Source organism: Arcticibacter pallidicorallinus (genome assembly GCF_003002875.1).
Taxonomy (GTDB): Bacteria; Bacteroidota; Bacteroidia; order Sphingobacteriales; family Sphingobacteriaceae; genus Arcticibacter; species Arcticibacter pallidicorallinus.
In genome coordinates, this window is record NZ_PVTH01000005.1 from 130,936 (window position 1) to 152,849 (window position 21,914).

A 21,914-nucleotide genomic window follows, 5' to 3' on the forward strand; every position below is an offset into this window, starting at 1 on the left:
ATGCAGACGACATCCAGACTATTGATGATCAGGCCCTCCGAATTCGCTTTTAATGTGCAGACGGCCCCAAGCAATGTTTTTCAGAAAGCTCCTTCAGCAAATGAGCATGTACACGAGCAGGTGCTACGCGAGTTCGATCGCTTCGTGGCCATGTTGCGCGAAAACAAAGTGTTGGTACTGGTGGTAGACGACGATCCGGAGCAAGACACACCCGATGCCGTCTTCCCTAATAACTGGATCTCGACACATGAAGATGGAACCCTGATTATCTATCCGGTAGAAGCAGAAAACAGACGTGCGGAGCGAAGGATGGATATCGTAAAAGCGATACAGAACGGTTACCGCTTTAAGCATTTCGTTGACCTGAGTTTCTTCGAGCTGAGTGGAAAATTCCTGGAAGGAACAGGCAGCATGGTTCTGGACCGGGAGTATTCGGTTGCCTATGCCTCTATCTCTTCGCGGACTGATCCAGACGTGCTGAACTACGCCGCTAACCTGTTGAATTATGACGTTGTGAGCTTCCATGCTGCCGATCAGGCCGGCAGACCGATATACCACACCAACGTCATGATGTGCGTCGGCAAAGGCTTTGCGCTCGTTTGTTTGGAATCTATTCATAATGAGCAAGAACGAAGCGGCTTCCTAAGCTCACTTATCGAAACCAACAAAGAAATCATCCCCGTTTCCTTAGACCAGATGAATCATTTTTCAGCTAATATACTGCAGATCGAAAACGTTGAAGGCGAAAGCCTGATCGTGATGTCTTCCGGTGCTTATAAGGCTATGAATGAGATCCAACACAGCGCATTGACCCGTTACGGAAGGATCATTTATTCTCCCTTAAACACTATCGAGCGCATTGGTGGCGGTAGCGCGCGCTGTATGATAGCGGAAATTTACCCTCCTAAAACCATGATTTTGTAAACATTTAAATCTTTAGCGATTTAAAGGAAATATTATTCATTAAAAAATCACACTTTTGCACAAATTTTAATTTAATAAATGCAGAGCTACGAAGAATTTCTTGACCTGAGTGTAGGATTTCCACAGGAAGGATTTGAAGTAATAGACGATGAGCTATTCTTCCACGACCTTAACCTGATGGAGATGATCGAAACGTATGGTACTCCCCTACGTTTTACCTATTTGCCACTGATCACGAAGAAGATCCAGAAGGCAAAGATCCTCTTTCAGCAAGCCATCATAAATAACAACTACCGCGGTTCCTACATGTACTGTTACTGTACAAAGAGTTCGCATTTCAAGCACGTGGTTGAAGAAGCATTGAAAAATGATATTCACCTGGAAACCTCTTCCGCTTTTGATCTGCCGATGATTGATGCGTTGGAAAAGAAAGGAGTTGTTTCCAAGGACATCACAGTGATTTGCAATGGCTTTAAAACATACCAGTACAAGCAGTATATCGTAGATATGCTGCATGACGGTTTCAAAAATATCATCCCGGTACTCGACAATAAAGAAGAGTTCAATCTGTATGATGATGAGCTGGACATTCCCTGCAGCCTCGGTATCCGCATTGCGGCAGAAGAGCAGCCGGATTCTCAATTCTATACGTCGCGCCTTGGCATCCGTATGGAAGACATTATTGACTTCTACAACAACAAGATCGCAACAAATCCGAACTTTGAAGTAACACTGCTGCACTTCTTTATCAACTCTGGTATCTCAGATACCCCTTACTACTGGAATGAGCTGGAGAAGTACGTAACGCTTTACTGCAAGTTCAAGAAGATTAACCCTGCGCTTTCTATTTTGGACATTGGCGGCGGTATGCCGTTCAAGGATTCGCTTGTATTTGACTTTGATTACGAATACATGGTGAACGAGATCGTGAAACGTATCAAGGAAATCTGTGCTGAACACGATGTGGAAGAACCGGATATCGTTACTGAATTTGGTAAGTACACCGTAGCTGAGGCATCTGGCATACTCTATAAGGTACTTGGCCGTAAACAGCAGAACGATCGCGAGAAGTGGCTGATGCTGGATGGGTCATTCATCACCAACCTTCCGGACGTTTGGGCCCTGAACCAGAAATACATCCTGGTGCCCGTTAACAACTGGGATTCTGAATACGAGCGTGTCAATTTGGGCGGTATAACCTGCGATGGTCAGGATTACTACAACCAGGAAGCGCATATGAACAGTGTGTTCATGCCTAAGACGAGAAAAGTGCAGTACCTTGGTTTCTTCCATACGGGAGCTTACCAGGAAGTACTCAGCGGATATGGTGGTATTCACCACTGCCTTCTTCCGTCCCCCAAGCATGTGCTGATACGCAGAAACCGCGACGAGACTTTCAACTTTGAAGTCTTCGGCGAGGAGCAGAACAGCAAGCAGGTAATGAAGATTCTGGGATATACCTAATAAATGCACAAAAAAGCCGGTCACTAGTAGTGACCGGCTTTTTTGTGTTCGTTGAGCAGATACTTCCTTAATTTTGCTATTTTCGGGTATGACATACCCTATGAAGTCAATTTTTAAATATTCTGCGGGAGCGCTACTCGCCTTATCTTTGATTCAAAACGGGCCTGCCTTTTCCCAGAAAAAAGTTGAAGGCTATATTATCGAGAACGGAAAACTGGTCAGCCAATTTATAGGTGATAAGTTTACGTTAGCTAGAAATAATGGCTATGCGATCTATAACCTGTCCGGAGATCTGCTTGTAAGTGGAATCAAAACACCATCATCACTCCTTGCCTCAGCCCCATTGGATATTAGTCATAGTGCCTATTTTGAAAAGGCGGCTCTTGGCTCTATATTAAAAGACCTGAGTGGCAAACCCTTGAATGCCACAACATACAGTAAAACACTTCCTTTCATCACAGATAATACTCCGGTTCTTGTCGCTTCGACGGTGACGGATAAAAAGATCGTTTATATCGATACGCTTGGAAAAGAGATCATCTCCGTTAGCCGGGAAAATTACTTTAAAGCACTAGGCATCGATATTAAAGCGAACTTCTCTGTTACCGATCACTTCATTGCTAAGACGATGTTTTTCGCTGCGAAAGATTTCAAACCGTTTAGCGATGGTCTTACACCTATATTTAATCCGGTAAGTAAGCGATATGGATATGTGAACACAGGTTTTACGCTAGCCATTCCTGCGTCTTATACCGAAGCCGAGGTATTCTCGGATGGACTGGCAGCGGTTATGGACGAGAACAAAAACTGGGGGTACATCAATAAATCGGGAGAGTTAATAGTTCCATATTCCTACTCAAAGAAGCCAGGTCGGTTCAACTCTGGATTAGCAAGGGTTAGCACCAAAACAGGTAAATATGGTTATATCAACCAATCAAATGAGATTATAATAGAACCCGCCTACACTTACGGCACCGTTTTCTACAAAGGTTTTGCGCTCGTGAGAGAAACATATAATTCTCCGGTATTGTTACTAGATATCAAAGGCACGATTGTCGCCTCCTTTGATCCGGATTATTCTTTTATTGATTCTTCAGCTTCCAGCAATTATTCCAGCGAGGATAACCCCTTCTTCGTTCCCGAAACATTGGTTCAGCTAGTGGATTATGGAAAAGCAATCTTCAAAGGTACCAGTGGTTTTTCTCTAGTTGACAAAACAGGAAAGGAAATCTTGACGGGTGATTACAAGCTCCTCAAGGATTATCATAACGGAAAGATGCTGGCCCACTGGTCCAAGTTTATCGACGGTAAAACACAACACCGCTACGGAATAATAGACGAACAGGGAAACTTTCTAATTGAGTTCACCGAATCCGCTTTTTAGGCCGTACCCGGTCCTGAACTAAATTTTGACGACCATTTTCCCGTTGTTTTTCCCATCGAATAAGCCGATGAAGGCCTGGGGGATTTGATCAAAGCCATTTACAATGGTTTCTGTATACGTTAGCTTTCCCTCTTGTAACCACTGGGTCAGTTGCTTAATGCCTTCAGGGAATTTGGCGCCATAGTTTGAAACGATAAATCCTTGCATTAACACACTGTTCTTGACCAGTATGGGTTGAAGCCTGGGTCCCTGCGAAACCACGGTATCATTATAGGTGGAAATAGCACCGCACACTGGTACCCGTCCGAAATTATTGATATTTGCCAGAACCCCGTCAGACACCTCGCCCCCCACGTTATCAAAATAAACATCCACACCATCAGGAGCAGCATCAGCAATTGCCTTCGTCATATCCTGGGTAGTTTTATAATTAATACCAGCATCAAAGCCAAACTTTGATTTAAGCTGTTCAATTTTTTCGTCACTTCCTGCGATACCAATGACCTTGCATCCCATTATCTTACCTATCTGACCAACCACACTGCCCACAGCACCGGCTGCACCGGAAACAACCAGGGTCTCGCCCTCTTTAGGCCGCCCGATCTCCGTCAGGCCAAAATATGCAGTCAGTCCTGTCATTCCTAAGATACCCAGATATGCAGACAAATCAGCCGCTTCCGCATCAACCCTGTTCAGTCCCCTTCCATCAGAGAGCTGATACTCCTTCCAATCCAGCAGTCCGGTTACGAAATCTCCCTTATTGAAACTGCTATTCCCGGAGTCCAGAACTTCAGCTACTACAGCAGATTGAACCGGCTTATTGAGTTCAAAAGGAGGTACGTAAGACTTCGCGTCTGTCATCCTTCCCCGCAAATAAGGGTCAACAGAAACATAACGAGTTTTCAGGAGAACCTGACCTTCGGAAACGACAGGCGTCTCTTCTTCTACAAATTTGAAGTCTTCCAAAGTTGGTTTCCCTTCGGGGCGTTTGTTTAGCAGAATTACTTTGTTCATGCGGGTCTAACAATATAAGGCGCCGCTAAGTTTGACTCTAATTCAATTATCCGCTCGTTACCAGCCCTTTCTGTACTCACGCTTTACAAACTGGTTAACCTCCTCAAAATTGGTAATACGCATATTCTCATTGTCCCATAACATTTTGAGGCTCTTGCCCGGAGAAACAAAACCACCATTTACTCCTGGCCTCCTGATATCATGCCCTCTAATGGCCAGATTAGCCATCAGCAAGGCCTCAGTGAGCGGACCGGATTCCTCAAACGGAGCGCTCAACTCGGCATTGCCGTATCCTGCGATACAAGCCTCCACCCATTGAGCATAGTGACCTTCAGCCTGCCCCGGAATACGTTTATATTGTTGTTTAACGCTTACCTCCGCAGTGCGCGAGCTTGGTAGTAATTTTGCGTCTGCGCCATAGGTACTGGCTATCATTTTACCTTTGGTACCTATGAATAGGGTGCCATTGCCACCATCGCCAAAGATCTCGTTAGCCCCCAGTTCATCGGGTCGCACTGGCTGAATTCCTCCGTCCATCCAATGTAATGTCACATCTCCCCTGGTTTTATCCGTCTTTGGAAAAGTAAGGATTACATGACTCGATGGCGGGCAACTTTCGGGAAAATAACCCTGCTTAAACTCGTCAACGTAAACTGTCCCCACGCTTGCCTGTACATCCCTGGCGTATTTCAAGCCAAGCACCTTGAAAGGAGCGTGAACAAGGTGACAACCCATGTCACCTAATGCGCCCGTTCCGTAATCCCACCAGCCACGCCAGTTAAAGGGGACGAGCTTGTCAACGAAGTCTTTGTACGGAGCTGTACCCAGCCACAAATCCCAGTTCAGATCTTTGGGCACGCTAGCCTTCGTGGAAGGCCAGGGTATCCCCTGAGGCCATACCGGACGATCTGTCCAGCAATATACGGTATGAACGTCGCCGATAACCCCTGCATCATACCATTCCATTAACTGACGCACCCCATCGTTGGAAGCCCCCTGATTGCCCATTTGAGTAACCACTTTGTATTTCTTTGCTGCTTCTGTGAGCACGCGTGCTTCGTATATGTCGTGGGTAAGCGGCTTCTGCACAAACACATGCTTGCCCAGTTGCATAGCTGCCAGTGTAGTGATGGCGTGATTATGATCCGGTGTCGAAATAGATACCGCGTCAATTCTTTTAGATTCTTTATCCAGAAGCTCGCGCCAGTCCTCATAGTATTTTGCTTTCGGGAAAGCGTTCACACTGGCAGCAGCGCGTCCTCTGTCAACATCACAAAGAAACGCGATATCCGCCTTCCCTGTCGCCGCGAAAGAAGCAATATCGCTTTGCCCTTTGCCACCCACTCCTACGGCAGCAATCTGGAGACGATCACTGGGAGCAACATATCCCTTTCCGCCCAGAACAAAACGCGGAACAATAAAGAAGCCGGTCGCTGCCAGTACACTGTTCTTAACAAAGTTTCTTCTCGAAACGTCAGTAGGTGCATCTGTTATCTGTGACATGGTATAACTGGTTATGAATCAATAACAAGTTAGCAAATTGAAGGGATATAACCATATACATTAAATGGCCAATGCCCCCCAAAATAAAAACGTCTTCGCATGTAGCATGCGAAGACGTTTCCTATTCATAATTAGCTGAAGTGATTATTTACTTAACAGAACATGATAATTCTTTACCATTCCGTTATAATCAAAACTCACTGTTGCTGTTCCAGATGCAGATTCCGCTTGTTTGATCGTCACCTTGACGTTTTTATTATTCGAAGAGGCGCTGACCTTAGGAACTCCCGTTTCAGAAGAAGGAACTTTATAGCTTGTTTGGTAAACATCATAACCAACAAGACCATTTTCGTTCGTAGAGCGAACCGGGGTAGCAGGAATTTCAACTGCCTTTCCATTTACAGCAATTTTTATCTCCGGTACAATCGGACGAACAATCTGCTTGTTCTTCGACGAGAAGCCGAGGCCGATCAGATCAAAAAGCTCTTCAGAATTACCACCTTCGCCAACAAGGAAGATCGCATGTTTTTTATCGAGGTTGTCGACAAACTTCGAAACATCAACCGCAAACTGAGTAGTCTCCTGCTTTGCGTTTGCAGGTACAGTTACTTCACCGATCTTCTTGCCTTTCCATGCAGCATTATCCCAAGGACCGTCTAACCATATAGCCACTTTGAAAGACGATGTTGTCTTAGGGGTAATGAAGAGATTAAACTTCGTTTGATTTCCAGCCTTTGTTCCCTGGAATGCCTTTAATCCAAGTTGATCCTTGGCAAGACCACCGAAACCAAAATACTTGTATCCGATAATATGCCCGTTCTTTACCTTTGTAATCGGCATGTGGTTGTCCCAGATATCCCATGAATCCTGCTGAATACTAACATCCGAAAGGTAGCTGGCGTATCCCGCAGAGTAATACTGGTAAGGATCCAGACCATATACATGGAAACCCTCTGAAGTTACTTCAGCACCCTTGTACTCTAAACCTTTGCTGTCTTTTGCTGTCCAGATTTTATTATCCGCATACGGATCAAATGCACGGATGGAAACAGATCCTCCTTCAGCTACCGGCTTCTCATCCCATTTAATAGTTACCGGAGCAACTACTGCCTGACGAGCAAATCCAAAGTTTCTAGGTGGCCGGTGGTAGAACACATACCATTGTCCGTTAATCAGTTCCAAACTACCATGAGTATTATGTCCGCCATTGGTAGTCTCCAACGCAGTACCATCCTGATTCAGTACAGGAGCACGGGAATCAACCAGGACACCGCCACTCTTCCATGGCCCCAGAGGAGAATCCCCTATCGCATAGCGCAATGTAGAGTTAGAACTGCTTACACCATACTCAGGTCCAGAATAACCGCTATAAACGCTTAAGTATTTGTTGCCCACTTTACGAATCGAGGAAGCCTCGAAAAAGTTAAATGAACCCAGATCCTCTTCCTTATAAATGTTAGGATACTCGGTACCCTTAGGATCGCGAATTACGCCATATCTGTGGCTGGCAGGTAGAAGGTAATTGATAATTTTCTTACCCGGTCTAAGAGAATATAAGGTATTTTGATCTAGTTCAGCTGCCATAGATCTTTGGAAACCCCAAAAACCGTAAGCACGGAAGCCAATCTCAAAATCAGGATCCTTAGGATCGGTTATATATTCGATGTAGACCGCCGGATCGAATCCCAGGATACTCCCAGGAACAGTGCGTTTTCCATCTGCTGTTAAATTCACAGGAGTGAAGGGTCCGTCAGGACGACTTCCTTTGGCCACCATAGCCTCACGGTTCGGACCGCGACTATGCGGGAACAGGTAGTATTCTTTCTTACCATCTTTTCTTTTCACTTCTACCAGATCAGGAGCGTACATAACATCCCACTGTCCGTCAATTTCATATGTGAAAATAGCTCCCTCATCACGCCAGCTGGATAAATCTTCCACTGGTGCCGACCACATTCTAATATCCGGACCGCAATAGCTCGTAAGCCTTAGATCATGAGAGCCTATAATGTAAGCACGGTATTTCCCAGGCCTGTCGGGATCCTCAAATACACGAGGTTCGCCATCAGGTAAATGTTCCCATAAAGGCAGATAAGGATTACCGGCTCCCTTATGAACAAACTTTTTTTGCGTTTTATTAACTCCTTGCATACTGTTTTGTGCCTTAACACCTGAGGCAATAAAAACAAATACCATAATAAAAAAGAATATTGAAGACGTTCGCTTCAACATAGATTCAGATCCCCTCATAAATGTTTTAGTTCTGTTGGTTGGCTTTACTTAATTGTAACACTTTACAATTTTAAAGCTGTTCTGAGGGAAAAAACAGCATTAATCGCTAAAAATATAGAAGTTTTGTTTAAGTAGGCCACGGTCCACTTACCTTTCTATGGGTAACGTAAACCAAAAGAGACTTCCCTCTCCCGGTACACTGATTACTCCGATCTCGCCGCCATGCCGTTCAATGATCTCCTTACAGATATAAAGCCCAATACCAAAACCGGAAATCGATTTCCGGTCCTGCCCCTCAACCCTGTAAAAGCGATCAAAAAGCTTCCCCTGATCCTCCTGGTTAATTCCTATACCGTCATCCTTAACGCTGACATACGCAAAACCATTTTTTGATTCACAGGCAATCCGAATGCTAGTATTCGGTGGAGAGTATTTGATCGCGTTACTGATAAAGTTGCTTATCACCTGCTCGATCTTATCCCGGTCGATGTTCACCCAGGTTTCCGTTACCGGCGCAAAAACGACCGTATGCGTACTGGCCTCAGGCACTATATTGCTTTCGACATCTTTCAAAAGTGCGGATAGGTCAACGCTTTTCTTATCGATGTAAATTTTACCAGCCTCTAATCGCGATACATTCAAAAATCCATTAATAAGTGCTTTCATTTTCCCGAGCTGCCTGAAGGCTCGATCAAGCATCCCGGCAGTAGTTAAATCGCCGTTATCAGAAAGTTTTCTCTGCGATACCTGCACATAACTAATTGTAGAGGTAAGCGGGGTCTTCAACTCATGGCTCACCATCGATATAAATTCATTCTTCCGTTGCTCATTTTGCTTACGCTCCGTTATATCAATAGAGGAGCCAATATAACCCGTGAAAGAACCATCAGGCTCGAAACGCGGTGATCCTGATGTAAGCAGCCATCTGTATTCCCCATTTTTACTTAACATCCGATACTCTCCGGTGTAGGGGACCCGTTTTTCAAGCGAGTCCATATAGAGCTTCAAACAGGCATCCTTATCTTCAGGGTGAACAAGGGCACACCAGCCAAAACCCAGGAGTTCGTCAGTATCTATGCCAGTGAGTGCAGACCAAGCCTTGTTGAAATAATTAATTTCACCTGTTTCACTTGCGAGGGCTATTAGAATGCCCGATCCTTCAGCCATATTTCGGAAGCGCGCTTCGCTCTCAATAATCGCAGCCTCAGCTTTTCGGATTTCGGTAATATCACGAGTCGTACCTGAAACAGCCACGATTTCCCCTACCTCATCTAGAACAGGTGCCAAAATATAATCGTAAACACGTTTACCCAGTACGGCATGAGGAAATGAAACTTCACCTCTCACCCGTTCTTTGCTGGCTACAACCTGGTCAATTTCCCGCTCATGCATCGCTGCATGCCACTCTTCATAGCCGTTCTCGCGCAGACCTTTGCCAATGGCTTCCTCCGAAGATTTTCCCCACATCTCCAATAAAGCCCGGTTTGCATAGGTGAATTTATACTGCAGATCAAACATATACATCAAATCCGGAGTACCGGATGTGATATTATCGTATAACTGCTTTTGCTTTTCCAGAAGAGGAAGCTGTTGCTCCGTTTCCTTAAGCTGCTGGTTACGCTTCGTAGTTTCCGTACACACCACTAAGATGCCCTCGGGGGTCCCGTCCTCTCCACGAATGGGGTTGTAAGAAAAAGTCCAGTAAACATCGTCCAAAACACCCTTGCGATAAATGGGAAGGAATTGATCCTCACGAAAGACAGCATCACCCGTCTTCAATACGTCCTCAATCAGAGGACTGATCACTGGCCATATCTCTTGCCAGCACTCCTCACCTTTCTGGCCCAGAGCTTTGGGGTGTTTACTTTTTTCGTCGGTACCGAGAATCTTCAGATAAGCATCATTGTAGAACTGTATTTTTTCTTTCCCCCACCAGATAAACATGGGAAAACCAGAGTCCAACAACAAATTAACAGCGGTACGTAACTGTAATGGCCAGTCTGTTATCGGACCCACTGAAGTTGCAGACCAATCGAACGCACGGGTTCTGTCTGCCATTTCTCCCCTGGCAAATATGATATCAAGTACGTCTAATCCAGCTCGCATATACATCAATAGCAACCAAATCAAAAAGCTAATTGTTTGCTCTGTGGCGCTAAATCTTGGATTTGGTCCGCACAAACAAATTCCACTATCTTTGCCACTCATTTTTAATTTCCTCACTTCGTGATTAATGTAAATAACATCTCCGTTTCCTTTGGCGGAACCACCCTGTTTAGTGACGTAACTTTTTCTATCAACGAAAACGATAAAATAGCCCTGATGGGCAAGAATGGTGCAGGCAAGTCTACCATATTAAAGATCATTGCCGGTGCTTCCAAACCTACTACAGGTAACGTAACCGGACCAAAGGATGCAGTAATTGCTTATCTCCCTCAGCACTTGCTTACCCAGGATAATGTTACCGTTTTTGAAGAAGCCTCAAAAGCCTTTCATGAAGTGCATCAGATGCAAACAGAGCTGGACGAGCTGAATGAACAACTCACCATAAGAACCGACTACGAAAGCGACGATTACATGAAGCTGATTGAGCGCGTCTCGGAGCTGAGTGAAAAGTTTTATTCAGTAGAAGAAGTCAATTACGATGCTGAAATAGAAAAGGTACTAAAAGGCTTAGGCTTTCAACGCAAAGACTTTACCCGTCAGACTTCAGAGTTCTCCGGAGGGTGGCGCATGAGGATTGAATTAGCGAAGATTCTTTTGAAGAAGCCAGACCTGATCTTGCTCGATGAGCCTACCAACCATATGGATATCGAAAGTATTCAATGGCTGGAAGAGTTCCTGATCAATTCAGCCAAAGCGGTGATGGTCATTTCCCATGACCGTACTTTTGTCGATAACATCACGAATCGCACCATCGAGGTTACCATGGGCCGGATATACGACTATAAAGCGAAATATAGTCACTACCTGCAGCTGCGTGCTGATCGTCGCGTGCATCAGTTAAAAGCTTACGAAGAACAACAGCGCTTCATTGCCGACAACCAGGAATTTATAGACCGCTTCCGAGGAACATACTCCAAAACCCTTCAAGTGCAGTCACGGGTTAAAATGCTCGAAAAACTTGAGGTCATCGAGATTGATGAAGTAGATACATCGGCATTACGTCTAAAATTCCCGCCATCGCCGCGCTCAGGTCAGTACCCGGTTATTGTAGACGAACTCACCAAAGCGTACGGTGATCACGTCGTATTCGAAAAGGCCTCCTTGACGATTGAACGAGGAGAGAAAGTAGCCTTCGTAGGTAAAAATGGTGAAGGAAAATCCACAATGATCAAAGCCATAATGAATGAGATTGACTTCGAGGGGAATCTAAAAGTCGGCCATAATGCCAAGATCGGTTATTTCGCTCAGAACCAGGCCGCACTGCTGGATGAAAGCCTAACCGTGTTTGAAACAATTGATCAAATTCCACTAAGCGACGGAACGATCAAAATCAAAGACCTTTTAGGTGCCTTTATGTTTAGCGGCGACGATACCACCAAAAAAGTCAAAGTACTTTCCGGCGGTGAGAAAACCCGCTTAGCCATGATCAAACTCTTATTAGAGCCCGTAAATGTCCTGATCCTCGATGAGCCAACGAATCATTTGGATATGAAGACTAAAGACATCATCAAAGACGCCTTGAAAGATTTCGATGGTACGTTGATTCTTGTATCTCACGACAGGGATTTCTTAGACGGATTGGCGCAGAAGGTATTTGAATTTGGAAATAAACGTGTACGCGAGCACTTTGAGGATATCAAGGGCTTCCTGGCGTACAAGAAGATGAACAGCTTGAAGGAGATTGAACAGAGTTAATAGCATTAAAAGTTGATCAATCCACCAGTTTGTTGATAATTACTTATCACTATGAAGAAGCCCTTTTTGCATATATGCATATTCATTCTCTTTACGCTTTTTGCGTTCGCACCGGCTACAAAGGAAAATCTGAATGTTGTCTTCATTGGCGACAGTATCACACGCGGCACAGCCTCCAAAGATCAGTCACCCCCTAGTCACACCGAAAATATGCTCCGGCAGCTAAATCAGTGGAAAAAAGTACAGGTATCCAACCAGGGAAGAAGCGGTAACACCACCTTGAATTTCTTGCCCACATCAAAAAGTGCATATGCCAGTGTCAGAGCAGCAGCCGATCAATTCTACCAGGATAAAACAGCAACCCTCGTATTCTGCATCATGCTCGGCACCAACGACAGTGCCATAAAAGGACCATTAGGATCCCCCGTCTCCCCTTCCACATACCACTCGAATCTCCGGACGATAACAGACAGTCTGCTGAGCGCATACCCAGAATGCCGCATAGTGTTTAACTACCCACTCTGGTATAGTGATAACGCGCAGAACAAAGGTGCAGAATATAAGAAAGAAGGACAATTACGGATTCGCGCTTACTGGCCTGAAGTTGACGAACTTGTAAAATCTTATAAAAAGAGTCACAAAGGTCAAGTCTTTACCGGAGACAAAAAGGCATATAATTATTTCAAAGAAAATCATTTGACAGACTTCAGAACCGAGACCGGTCCAAGCGGAACTTTTTATCTGCATCCCAACGAACAGGGCGACAAGACCTTGGCCGGGTTTTGGGTTAAAGCGATAGTAAAAGCGTTAAAGTAAGTCCTCGAGCTTGCCCTTTGCTTCAAACGTAAAATCCTACGGAGCAGAAAGACCAAGAACTTGCCCTATCCTCAAGCGCTCTTCGTGACTCAAATCCACTATGCTTTCAATAACCTTCAGCACACGTTCACGGTTATCATCCAAAAGCAGTAAGTTCAACAAACCCACAATCATCTTACTTTGCTGATTATTGGAACTTTGGAAAACACGCGGTTCAGCACAGTAAATCTCCTTTACCACCTTCTCGAGCTCATCAGTCTTCACGGTTGAGTCCGGAAAGATTCCACGCCCATGATAATCTTCAATTAACTTATCTGCCTGGATACCTCTGATAAACTGCTTCTCTTTATCAGACACCAACGCATTAAGCGCTTTTAGCAACGCTTTGAAAGACGGATGCGTCTGGTTTTTCCCGGAAAATTCCAGGACAGGATTGTCGTCCATCGTCTCATGAAAATTATCGAAAAACGGCGACTCGACGTACAGCGAATGATGGAAGTCAATAGCTTTATTGTTAAACGAAGTATGTTTTTTACCAGCTTCCTTTTGATTCTTACCCAGGAAATAGAAATAATACCGATCACCTATCTTTTGATTCCAGCGAATGAAGATAGCCTTGAAATGATAATCACCAATCTCATATCTTACTTCCTCAGTATCGCCAATGATATTCTCGTAAGCCAGTTCGACACCATTAATGAAAATCTTGCAACCTCTTTCTTTATTGAGAAATAAGAACCATCCAAACTCGCTGGAAAGGTAACCTTCGAACTCCTTGTTTGACAGCATGCTTGCCGACAGGTCAAAAACATTCTGAAAGTTAACAACCGTACCTGTAGGAATCTTTTTAACTATCACCCTATCCGAAATAATAAAGTTCTGAAGATCACCCTTGTTTATAGCGATAGTGTATCGAAGCAACGTGCCGTCAGGTCCTTTAAAGGTTGTAAGCCAACTGCAGCTATTAGCAAACGTGCTAAAAGCATAACGCCCCTTTCCTTTTCTACCCTTTTGGAAACCCTCCTGATTATCTAAATCACGTTTTCTTGAGTCAAGGAAGTTACCGAACGTATCATCAATAGTTTCAATGTCGATACCTGTGCCGTTGTCACTAATCGAGAATGAAGCCAGATGACCGAGCTCATTCGCCTCAAAATCTAAATGAATTTTTGTAGCGCCGGCATCAAAACCATTCCAGATATACTCCGCCAGAGCCTTTTTATAATCGTTAGGCAAGCCGCTTTGTTCGATGCTCTTGGTGGTAATTTTTGATGTATGCTTATTCATTTTCTTAAATATTGAGACAGGCTTTGAGGGATATCAGGCATCCAACCATCCAAAATATACGCTGGATTTCGATAATTTTCTATCAGTTTAGCATCTTTCTCCAGGTCAAGTTGCCTCGATGCCGGATGACGTTTGCTTATGTCGACCGGCTTTCCATCCAGCGTGGTACTGTTATACTCCCAATAGCGGATGTCTTTGGTAACGTCAGCGACTTTTCCCCAGCCCTCAGGTACTATCCCTTCCAACTTGCAATCTATCAAAACAGCCTCCACAAACGGATAAGAAAAGCCATTGCTATTGGGCGCACGGGCGATGGTCGTTTCTACATCACCAATAGTACGTAACGTACAGTTCAACAGCACATTTCCATGATTTGCCTGAGTATTGCGCACCCATAAATGCGGCCCAAATGTCGAAACAAAATCACATTTATCGAAAAACACCGCTCCATAACCCAATACATTGTCTCCAAAGCCCTGGATCTTCGAATCTTTAACATAGATCGTACCCGTGGCCTGCAATGCATCGCCGGAGCCTTCAATATTCACATTATTCACGATGATCTTCTTACCAATTACAAGAAGTGCTTCTGCCTGAGCAGGCTTTTCACCGAGAGATCTTAGCGTAAGGTTCGACAGATGTATGCCATTAGAATTATGTACGGCAAACACCGCCCTTAAACTATGGCTGCCCTTAGAAAGTGCCGGATCAGCACTCATCAAACGGGTATTGAAGACGCCGTTATTCGCATAGTTGACGATCACTTTTTCCCTATCTTCCCCCGCGAACGTGATGTTTTCTTTATTTCTGAAATAAACGATTTCGTCATAAACCCCATTCTTTATGCGGATAATCTTGCGCTTTGGATTCACTTCCGGAATAAAGTCTACCGCTGCCTGCACTGTACTGAAGTCGCCTTGTCCGTCGGCCGACACAACATACGACTCAGCAACCAGCGAAGGTGCCTGAACCTTTGTGGTAAAAACCCAGTCCTTTTTGCCTTTAAATCCATTAAAAGTCCCCTCATCACTCGAAAACACATCCGGACCGATCCGTACATAGTAGACCTTATTATACTTCAGTTTATTGTTATGCGGACAAATAATTGCCGAGTTTCCGCGGACGATAACAGGATAAAAATGAAATGCATCAGACTCAAGATTGCCCCCTATGTAATTCTTCTGATAAATATGAGCACTACTGGTATCAGGCTCTTTAACTGAATACATCTTGTCTCCATAAGAGTTGTAGACCATCGAATCGTAAGGCGCCGGAGTACGGGTGTTTCTAGGTCCGGGAGGAATACTCATATCGAGCATATCCACCAGCTCATCGTTTGATGCATCGTATATTCTTATTTGCCCCTTGTTGTGGAGCTTAAAATTTCCCGGAAAAGTGAGAATCAGCCGGGTGTCCGGATTGACTTCCCTGGACAGATTGGCCGGAAATGTCGTAATTACCTTTTGCGCCTTCACCTGTACACAAGCTGCAAGTCCCAACAACACCAACAGTACCGACCGGACGTTTCGCATAGGCTTTGTTTTAGTCCAATGGTTCCCGGGCAGCACAGGTCTTCCCTTTGCAGAAGCATTATCGGAATTTAAGTTGATTACTTGGTCAGTCTTAAAATGCATAGGAATAGATAATTGATATAATAATTCGATAATAGCCGCAACATCAAAAAAGCAGTCGCCCCCCAGCCACGCAGAACCGACGCTCAATGTCCCTCATAAATGATTACTTCTGCTAGTCAGTTTTTATCGACTTGTACCACTTTACAAGTCGATAAAAACAGTCCAGTGCGAAAAAGCACCATTAATCGATATAAATATAGGAGTTTTGCTTATGAGTATGCCCCTGCCTAAGGCTGTGCCAGGCCGTAGCCATTTGTAATTGCTCCTTTTGACTGCCTGATAGTCTCCGAAGGAATTGGCCAATAGTACCTTGGAGGGTCGCCAGCAGATGTGATACCCGAAAGCGCATTTCTTTTGTAAGCAGCCTCATAATTGACAATTTCTATAGCCCAATTCGTTCTGACATAACCCTGGCTTTCTAATGAAAGCGCTTCTGGACTGCCTGGAGCGATATAGCGAAATAAGCCCTGAATTGCCACGTTATGGTTTGTACCCACGACCTTGCTGCTTACAGCCGGAAGCGAGCTATAGTTGTATTGTCCGCGCCAACCAGGATACAGTGCAGGGTTTGTTATATCTGCGTCAAAGGTTAACGGATTAGGCAAACTAACCATTTTAGTCCAAATGTAGGCAGGTATTTCATTGCCGTTAGCAAAGCGATGATAACCCTGATTTCGAAGGTTGCTGATCATTGTCGCCATTTCTTGCTGGATGGCTATGGCTTTTTCTGAAAATTTCCCCGACCGGATCATATCCCAGCGGCGCGTGCCTTCACCAAGCAGTTCCAGCTTCCGCTCCTGCATAATAGCTTCTTTCAAGTCTTCTCCTGATAAAGAGGCCAGGTTGTTGCTGGCATTGCCAAAAGCCCTTTCGCGAATCTGATTCACGAGGGAGATCGCGTCAGCTTCACCAATTTCAGCTTTCGCTTCAGCAAGCATCAAAATAACATCAGCCATCCTTAAGATCGGCCAATTCAGACCGGCAGCCCTTTGTGTCGGAGTATAGGGAGGATTCATACGGTTTTCATCCCATTTGTTCGTTGATATTCCACCAGTGTTCTTATTTCCCGGAACGAAAGAAAGCATCATTTCGTTACCATCTCCTCTACTTCCTGTAACCGCTACACTTGCGTCTCTCCGTTTATCATCATTGCGGTATTCACCGTAGTAGACCGTAGGAAAGATCCGGAGAGCACCAAACACCTTATTAGGGGCTGAGTTAGAGCTGCCACCATCGGATGGTCTTCCGAAGGCATAAGGGTACTCGCTGGAGGTCAGCAGCTGACCACCCTGTATATTCCCAATTTCGAATAGAGACTCCGGACTAACCTGCATCTCCGCAAAATACTGGAAATGACGTTGAAAAGGATTGTTGGCAAAGCTGCGGTTATCATTGGTAATTAAACCTGCTGTTCCCCTGTTATCAATAGCTTTTTGAAGATAAGTTTTAGCTGTCTGGTAGTAATCCAGATAGTCTGAACGTCGCGCATATACCGAGTTATGAGCCTCATTCCCCTTTCTGCTGAAACTTACGCTTCCGTAAAGATCAGGTATATCAGTACGGATTGTCTGATAGCCCCCTGCATGAAGCGCTAACTGCCCTATCAATGCGTTACAATACGTCCTGCTAAAACGCTCAGCATTGATTCCGCCCTCGCCTATCCTATACATCAACGGTTCGGCTTTTTTAAGATCTTCAATCAAGTCATCATAGATAACAAAACGTGAGGTCAATGAATACTCATCCACGATGGTGTTTTCGTAACCGTATGGAACGTCGCCAAAATGCTTTACCAGCTCGGCATAACAAAAAGCCCTCATCGTTAGCGCTTCGCCGTATAACTGCGTCCAGTCGGACGGCTGACCGGCAGCGACAGCATCCTTATAAGCTTGTTTCTCGGCGATAAGTGAAGCCACTTTTGATGCTGCCCTGATCGTCCCATATAACCCGTTAAAGCCGCCGGCAACTGCATCCACCGGTATAAGTTCAGGTCGCAGTATAGCATTCAGGTTATTGCTTGAATTATCTTCAGGGTACGTTTCGGCATCTGATCCTATCGGATCATTCCATCTGTAGACTCCCATGATACTACTTTGCCTGTAATTGGCATAACCCCAGGAAAGGATCTTAAACGTTTCCGCAGGCGTTGTTGTAACGAACTCATCATCCACACTAGACGGCGACCTCGCATTGAGGAAGTCATCCTTACATTGAGTAAAAGTGATACACACTGCAATTGCCAATATATATTTGAAACTTTTCATATTCCTTAAATTCAACTTTTAAAAATTAACATTCATTCCGAAGACAAAAGACCTTGCGCGCGGATAAGAGCCGAAATCCATACCAACGGTAGGATACTGCTGGTTATTGAAGCCCTCGTTTGAACTAACTTCCGGATCAAGTCCGCTATATCCGGTGAGTGTGAGCAGATTGTAAACACTGCCATACAGGTACAGATTACTCAACTTAATACTTGAAAGCAGCGATTTTGGCAACCTGTATCCTAAAGTCAGTGTATTTAAACGGAGGAATGAACCATCTTCAATCCCAAGAGTTGAGGTAGGTCCCCCTTCACTGTATGCGAGTGGTAATGTAGAGTTGACATTGGCAGCATTTAACTGTTCAGGGGTATTCAGGCGCACGAGCTGGCCACCTACCACGTCGTATATCTTATACGCATTATTCATGATCGCCAGCTTATTTTCATAAACACCGGCCTCCTTCGGACCGTATAAGGTAGCTAGTTTGGTTACATTGTAGACATCATTACCATAACTCCAGTTGAAGTTCATAGCCAGGTCAAAGTTCTTATAGCCGACATCAAAATTGAAACCGCCTGAATGTATGGGGGCCATCCTGCCGATTACATCGAGGTCCTTATCATCAATTTTGCCACTATTATCGAAATCTCTAAACTTCGGAAGCCCCGGATATGCGGTTTGTCCAGCAGGACGGTTGGCCGCGCTAAGTCCATGCACGATGCCCATAAATGCACCCAGGTCCGCTACTCCCGGCTTTAATGTGTACAATCCGTTATTGTAGGTAAAATCTTCAGGCGTATAGAAGCCATCGTATGTTAATCCTCTGACCAGACCGACAGGTTCGCCCTCCATCAGTATGTAATCAGAAACCGGGTATGTTCCGGCACTGTTCCAGTTCGTTCCATAGAGTCCGGTTACACCAGGTGCAAGCTCGTCTATGTTGCTTTTGTTGAAGTTTATATTACCGCCAGCACTTATTCTCCAGTTGTCATTCCTGAAAATGGTTGCCGCAAGGGATAGCTCGATTCCTTTGTTACTGGTTTGTCCGACATTTTTAGTGGTCGAACTAAAGCCGGTGATTCCCGGGATGGAAATCCCCGTTAGCAAATCCCTCGTAGAATTCCAGTACAGGTCTATTGTACCCGACAACCTGTTTTTGAAAAGGCCGAAATCTGTTCCTATATTACGGGTAATGGTGGTTTCCCACTTCAAATCAGGATTAGCCTGCGTTCCGCTGACCTCATAAGCTCCCTGGCGCACGTTGTTAATCGCATACTGGTTTCGTTGGTCTGTTACAGAACCCCAGTTCTGAGTAAACAAGCTTGGGTTAATCCTGTCGTTACCCGCTTCACCGTAAGATACCCTGAGTTTTAAATTATCCAGCCATTCAGAACCTGACAAAAACGGTTCATCCGATACCCTCCACGCGAAAGCAGCCGCAGGAAAATATCCCCATTTATTGTTGGGACCGAACGTAGAGGAACCATCCGCACGAAATGTAAATGTCAGCAAATAGCGATCCAGTAACGAGTAGTTCGCCCGTGCAAAGTAAGACGACATCCGGTTCGGAAAGCTCACATTAGACGAAAATACGGCCGATCCGACCGAAGCATCATATTGATTGATTTGGGCAAAAGCCGTTTCCTTATCAAAGTTTGCCGGAAAACGGTTCGCCTGCACAGCCAGGACCGTTCCGCCAGAGTTAGCCACTTCCTGGCCAACCAATACATTTAATTTATGTGACTCATTTAAATTGAAATGATAATTCAGGGTATTGGTCCACCGTAGGTTCCAGCTATCAGATTTTCTATAGTCTGCAGCACCGGCATGCAGAACAGTACCGGTAGCATCTTCAATATAGTTGTTATAGATTGCCCCTGACCAATATTTCCTTTGATTCCACCCCGTATTCAGACTGAAATCGGTATGGTATGTCAGTCCTTTAATAATGTCCCAGTTTAAAGAAGTTATCGCTACCGCATTTTGATTCATGGAATAAGGCTCGTAATCTCCTATACGTGCAACCGGGCTATAGTTATCCCACATGGAATTTTTCCCGTATTGTTCAATGTTGCCCGTTCTGACCGCGTCAAGATCCCCCAAAACATGAGATGTGGCTATCGGCCGGAAACGGTAAGAGGTGGAAAGCACAGATCCTGAGCCGCTTGTTGTTCCCTCATCGCCCAGCGTGGGGGTACGAGTGTAACGGGTATTAAAATCGAAAGTCAGGTTCTCGCGAAGCTTCTGAGTTAACTTGAGCGCAGCATTTGCCCGTTTATAATAGGAATTTATCTTCATTCCCTGGTCGTCAGTATAGTTAACAGAAAACAAAATCTTTGTTTTGTCTGTCCCACCAGTCAAGGTTAAAGCGTGGTTCCATGAAACAGATTCATTATATACCTGCTTTTGGATGTCGTCTGACGCTAAATTCCTGTAACTTTCGATACCGCCGGTATTGGCTCCGGCATTCGCCCCGATACCGTAATATTTTTCAAACGGTGTTTGATAGGCAACTCCGTTCGCTGCGGTATTTGCCCAGACATATTTCAAATAATCATAAGGCGCTAAAGATTCAAGATATTTTGTAGGCGTGTTAATTTTAGCGTATCCACTATAGCTTACCGTTGTTTTTCCCGCTTTAGCTGATTTTGTCGTAACGAGAACAACCCCGTTAGCTCCTCTGGCACCATAAATCGCAGTAGATGAAGCGTCTTTCAATACGTCAATGCTCTCAATCTGATCGCCCGATATATCGGCAAGGTTTCCGGGAATACCGTCTACCAGTATCAAAGGCTGGTTGCTCTGTGAAATGGAGCCTCCTCCACGAACACGGATAGCAATATCCGCCCCTGGCCGTCCGTCCTGCGCGGTGATCTTCACCCCCGGCAATTTCCCCTGCATTGCCTGGGCTGCATTAGGAACTGGGGTGGAAGCAATTTCAGCGCCGCTTACCGAAGCCACTGACCCTGTCAGATCCCGCCGTTTTACCGTACCGTAGCCAATAACTACCACCTCGTTTAACGATGTCTGTTCAGCCTCGAGAACTATATTTACGGCGGTTCGCCCGGCAAGGGATACTTCCTGGCTGGTAAACCCAATATATTTGAATACCAGCACCGACGCTGCCGAAGGAACACTGATCTTGAAGTTTCCATTCAGATCGGTCGCTGCACCAGTAGTGGTGCCTTTCACCAGTACACTGACCCCAATAAGGGCTTCGCCACTTCTGTCGGTGACTTTTCCTGAGATTTGCTGAGCCTGCGAGAATACTTGCTGAAGCGATGCGACAAGCAAACACATAAAGAGTAATACTTTCTTCATAAGATTAATATTGGTTAAGATGGTTAGACCTTGCCGCGACTACATGATAGCAACGGCAAGTGGGTCTGGGTTTTGAATGTTCAGCTACAATTGATTATCGGGAGCAATAATCAGTAAACCGCCCCTCTTACAGAGGATAGAAACTGGTCAAAAGAGTCTAAAAATTGGTCACTAATACCGTTTAGACGCTATTTCATACCGTTCAGCGAT

General features: G+C 44.9%; 13 protein-coding genes. 5 read left to right on the forward strand and 8 right to left on the reverse strand.

All coding sequences use genetic code 11. The annotated features are described in order from the left end of the window. The 3 genes from ctlX (at nt 1) to B0I27_RS09835 (ending at nt 3,772) form a co-directional block, all read left to right on the forward strand. Entirely contained in the window at nt 1-924 is a 924-nt protein-coding gene (gene ctlX / locus B0I27_RS09825; protein ID WP_106293071.1) for a citrulline utilization hydrolase CtlX, read from the forward strand. A gap of 78 nt (nt 925-1,002) precedes the next feature. Next, complete coding sequence (locus B0I27_RS09830) at nt 1,003-2,388, forward strand: arginine decarboxylase (RefSeq protein ID WP_106293072.1); 1,386 nt, start codon at nt 1,003-1,005, stop codon at nt 2,386-2,388. A gap of 100 nt (nt 2,389-2,488) precedes the next feature. Next, nucleotides 2,489-3,772 carry a WG repeat-containing protein gene (locus B0I27_RS09835; RefSeq protein ID WP_181276737.1) on the forward strand — a complete coding sequence of 428 codons (1,284 nt, stop codon included), beginning with the start codon at nt 2,489-2,491 and terminating at the stop codon, nt 3,770-3,772. A gap of 18 nt (nt 3,773-3,790) precedes the next feature. Here B0I27_RS09835 and B0I27_RS09840 read toward each other — a convergent pair whose 3' ends face one another. From B0I27_RS09840 to B0I27_RS09855, 4 genes are all read right to left on the reverse strand, one after another. Beyond that, entirely contained in the window at nt 3,791-4,786 is a 996-nt protein-coding gene (locus tag B0I27_RS09840; protein WP_106293074.1) for an NADP-dependent oxidoreductase, read from the reverse strand. Between the two features lie 57 nt (nt 4,787-4,843). Further along, entirely contained in the window at nt 4,844-6,289 is a 1,446-nt protein-coding gene (locus B0I27_RS09845; RefSeq protein ID WP_106293075.1) for a Gfo/Idh/MocA family protein, read from the reverse strand. A 144-nt stretch (nt 6,290-6,433) separates the two neighbouring features. Continuing rightward, complete coding sequence (locus tag B0I27_RS09850) at nt 6,434-8,440, reverse strand: hypothetical protein (protein WP_219905005.1); 2,007 nt, start codon at nt 8,438-8,440, stop codon at nt 6,434-6,436. A gap of 228 nt (nt 8,441-8,668) precedes the next feature. Then, the gene (locus tag B0I27_RS09855; RefSeq protein WP_181276738.1) at nt 8,669-10,627 is read right to left on the reverse strand and encodes a PAS domain-containing sensor histidine kinase; all 1,959 of its coding nucleotides are present in this window, start codon (nt 10,625-10,627) and stop codon (nt 8,669-8,671) included. Between the two features lie 120 nt (nt 10,628-10,747). Between B0I27_RS09855 and B0I27_RS09860 the strand changes: the two genes are divergently transcribed. Continuing rightward, complete coding sequence (locus tag B0I27_RS09860; RefSeq protein ID WP_106293078.1) at nt 10,748-12,382, forward strand: ABC-F family ATP-binding cassette domain-containing protein; 1,635 nt, start codon at nt 10,748-10,750, stop codon at nt 12,380-12,382. 51 nt (nt 12,383-12,433) lie between these two features. Further along, nucleotides 12,434-13,198: a GDSL-type esterase/lipase family protein gene (locus B0I27_RS09865; protein ID WP_106293079.1), complete on the forward strand. Its 765-nt coding sequence runs from the start codon at nt 12,434-12,436 to the stop codon at nt 13,196-13,198. Between the two features lie 36 nt (nt 13,199-13,234). On the opposite strand, the gene B0I27_RS09870 is transcribed toward B0I27_RS09865, so the two are convergent. The 4 genes from B0I27_RS09870 to B0I27_RS09885 all read right to left on the reverse strand — a co-directional run bounded on the left by B0I27_RS09870 (nt 13,235) and on the right by B0I27_RS09885 (nt 21,704). Next, nucleotides 13,235-14,485 (reverse strand): ATP-binding protein, encoded by a 1,251-nt coding sequence (locus tag B0I27_RS09870; RefSeq protein ID WP_106293080.1) that lies wholly within the window; start codon nt 14,483-14,485, stop codon nt 13,235-13,237. Continuing rightward, on the reverse strand, nt 14,482-16,017 hold the full coding sequence (locus B0I27_RS09875; RefSeq protein WP_181276739.1) for a pectinesterase family protein: 1,536 nt from the start codon (nt 16,015-16,017) through the stop codon (nt 14,482-14,484). The genes B0I27_RS09870 and B0I27_RS09875 overlap by 4 nt, the downstream gene beginning before the upstream one ends. 329 nt (nt 16,018-16,346) lie before the next feature. Next, the gene (locus B0I27_RS09880) at nt 16,347-18,383 is read right to left on the reverse strand and encodes a RagB/SusD family nutrient uptake outer membrane protein (protein WP_106293082.1); all 2,037 of its coding nucleotides are present in this window, start codon (nt 18,381-18,383) and stop codon (nt 16,347-16,349) included. Nucleotides 18,384-18,401: 18 nt separating this feature from the next. Beyond that, nucleotides 18,402-21,704, reverse strand: a complete 3,303-nt coding sequence (locus tag B0I27_RS09885; RefSeq protein ID WP_106293083.1) for a SusC/RagA family TonB-linked outer membrane protein — start codon at nt 21,702-21,704, stop codon at nt 18,402-18,404. Nucleotides 21,705-21,914: the final 210 nt, after the last annotated feature.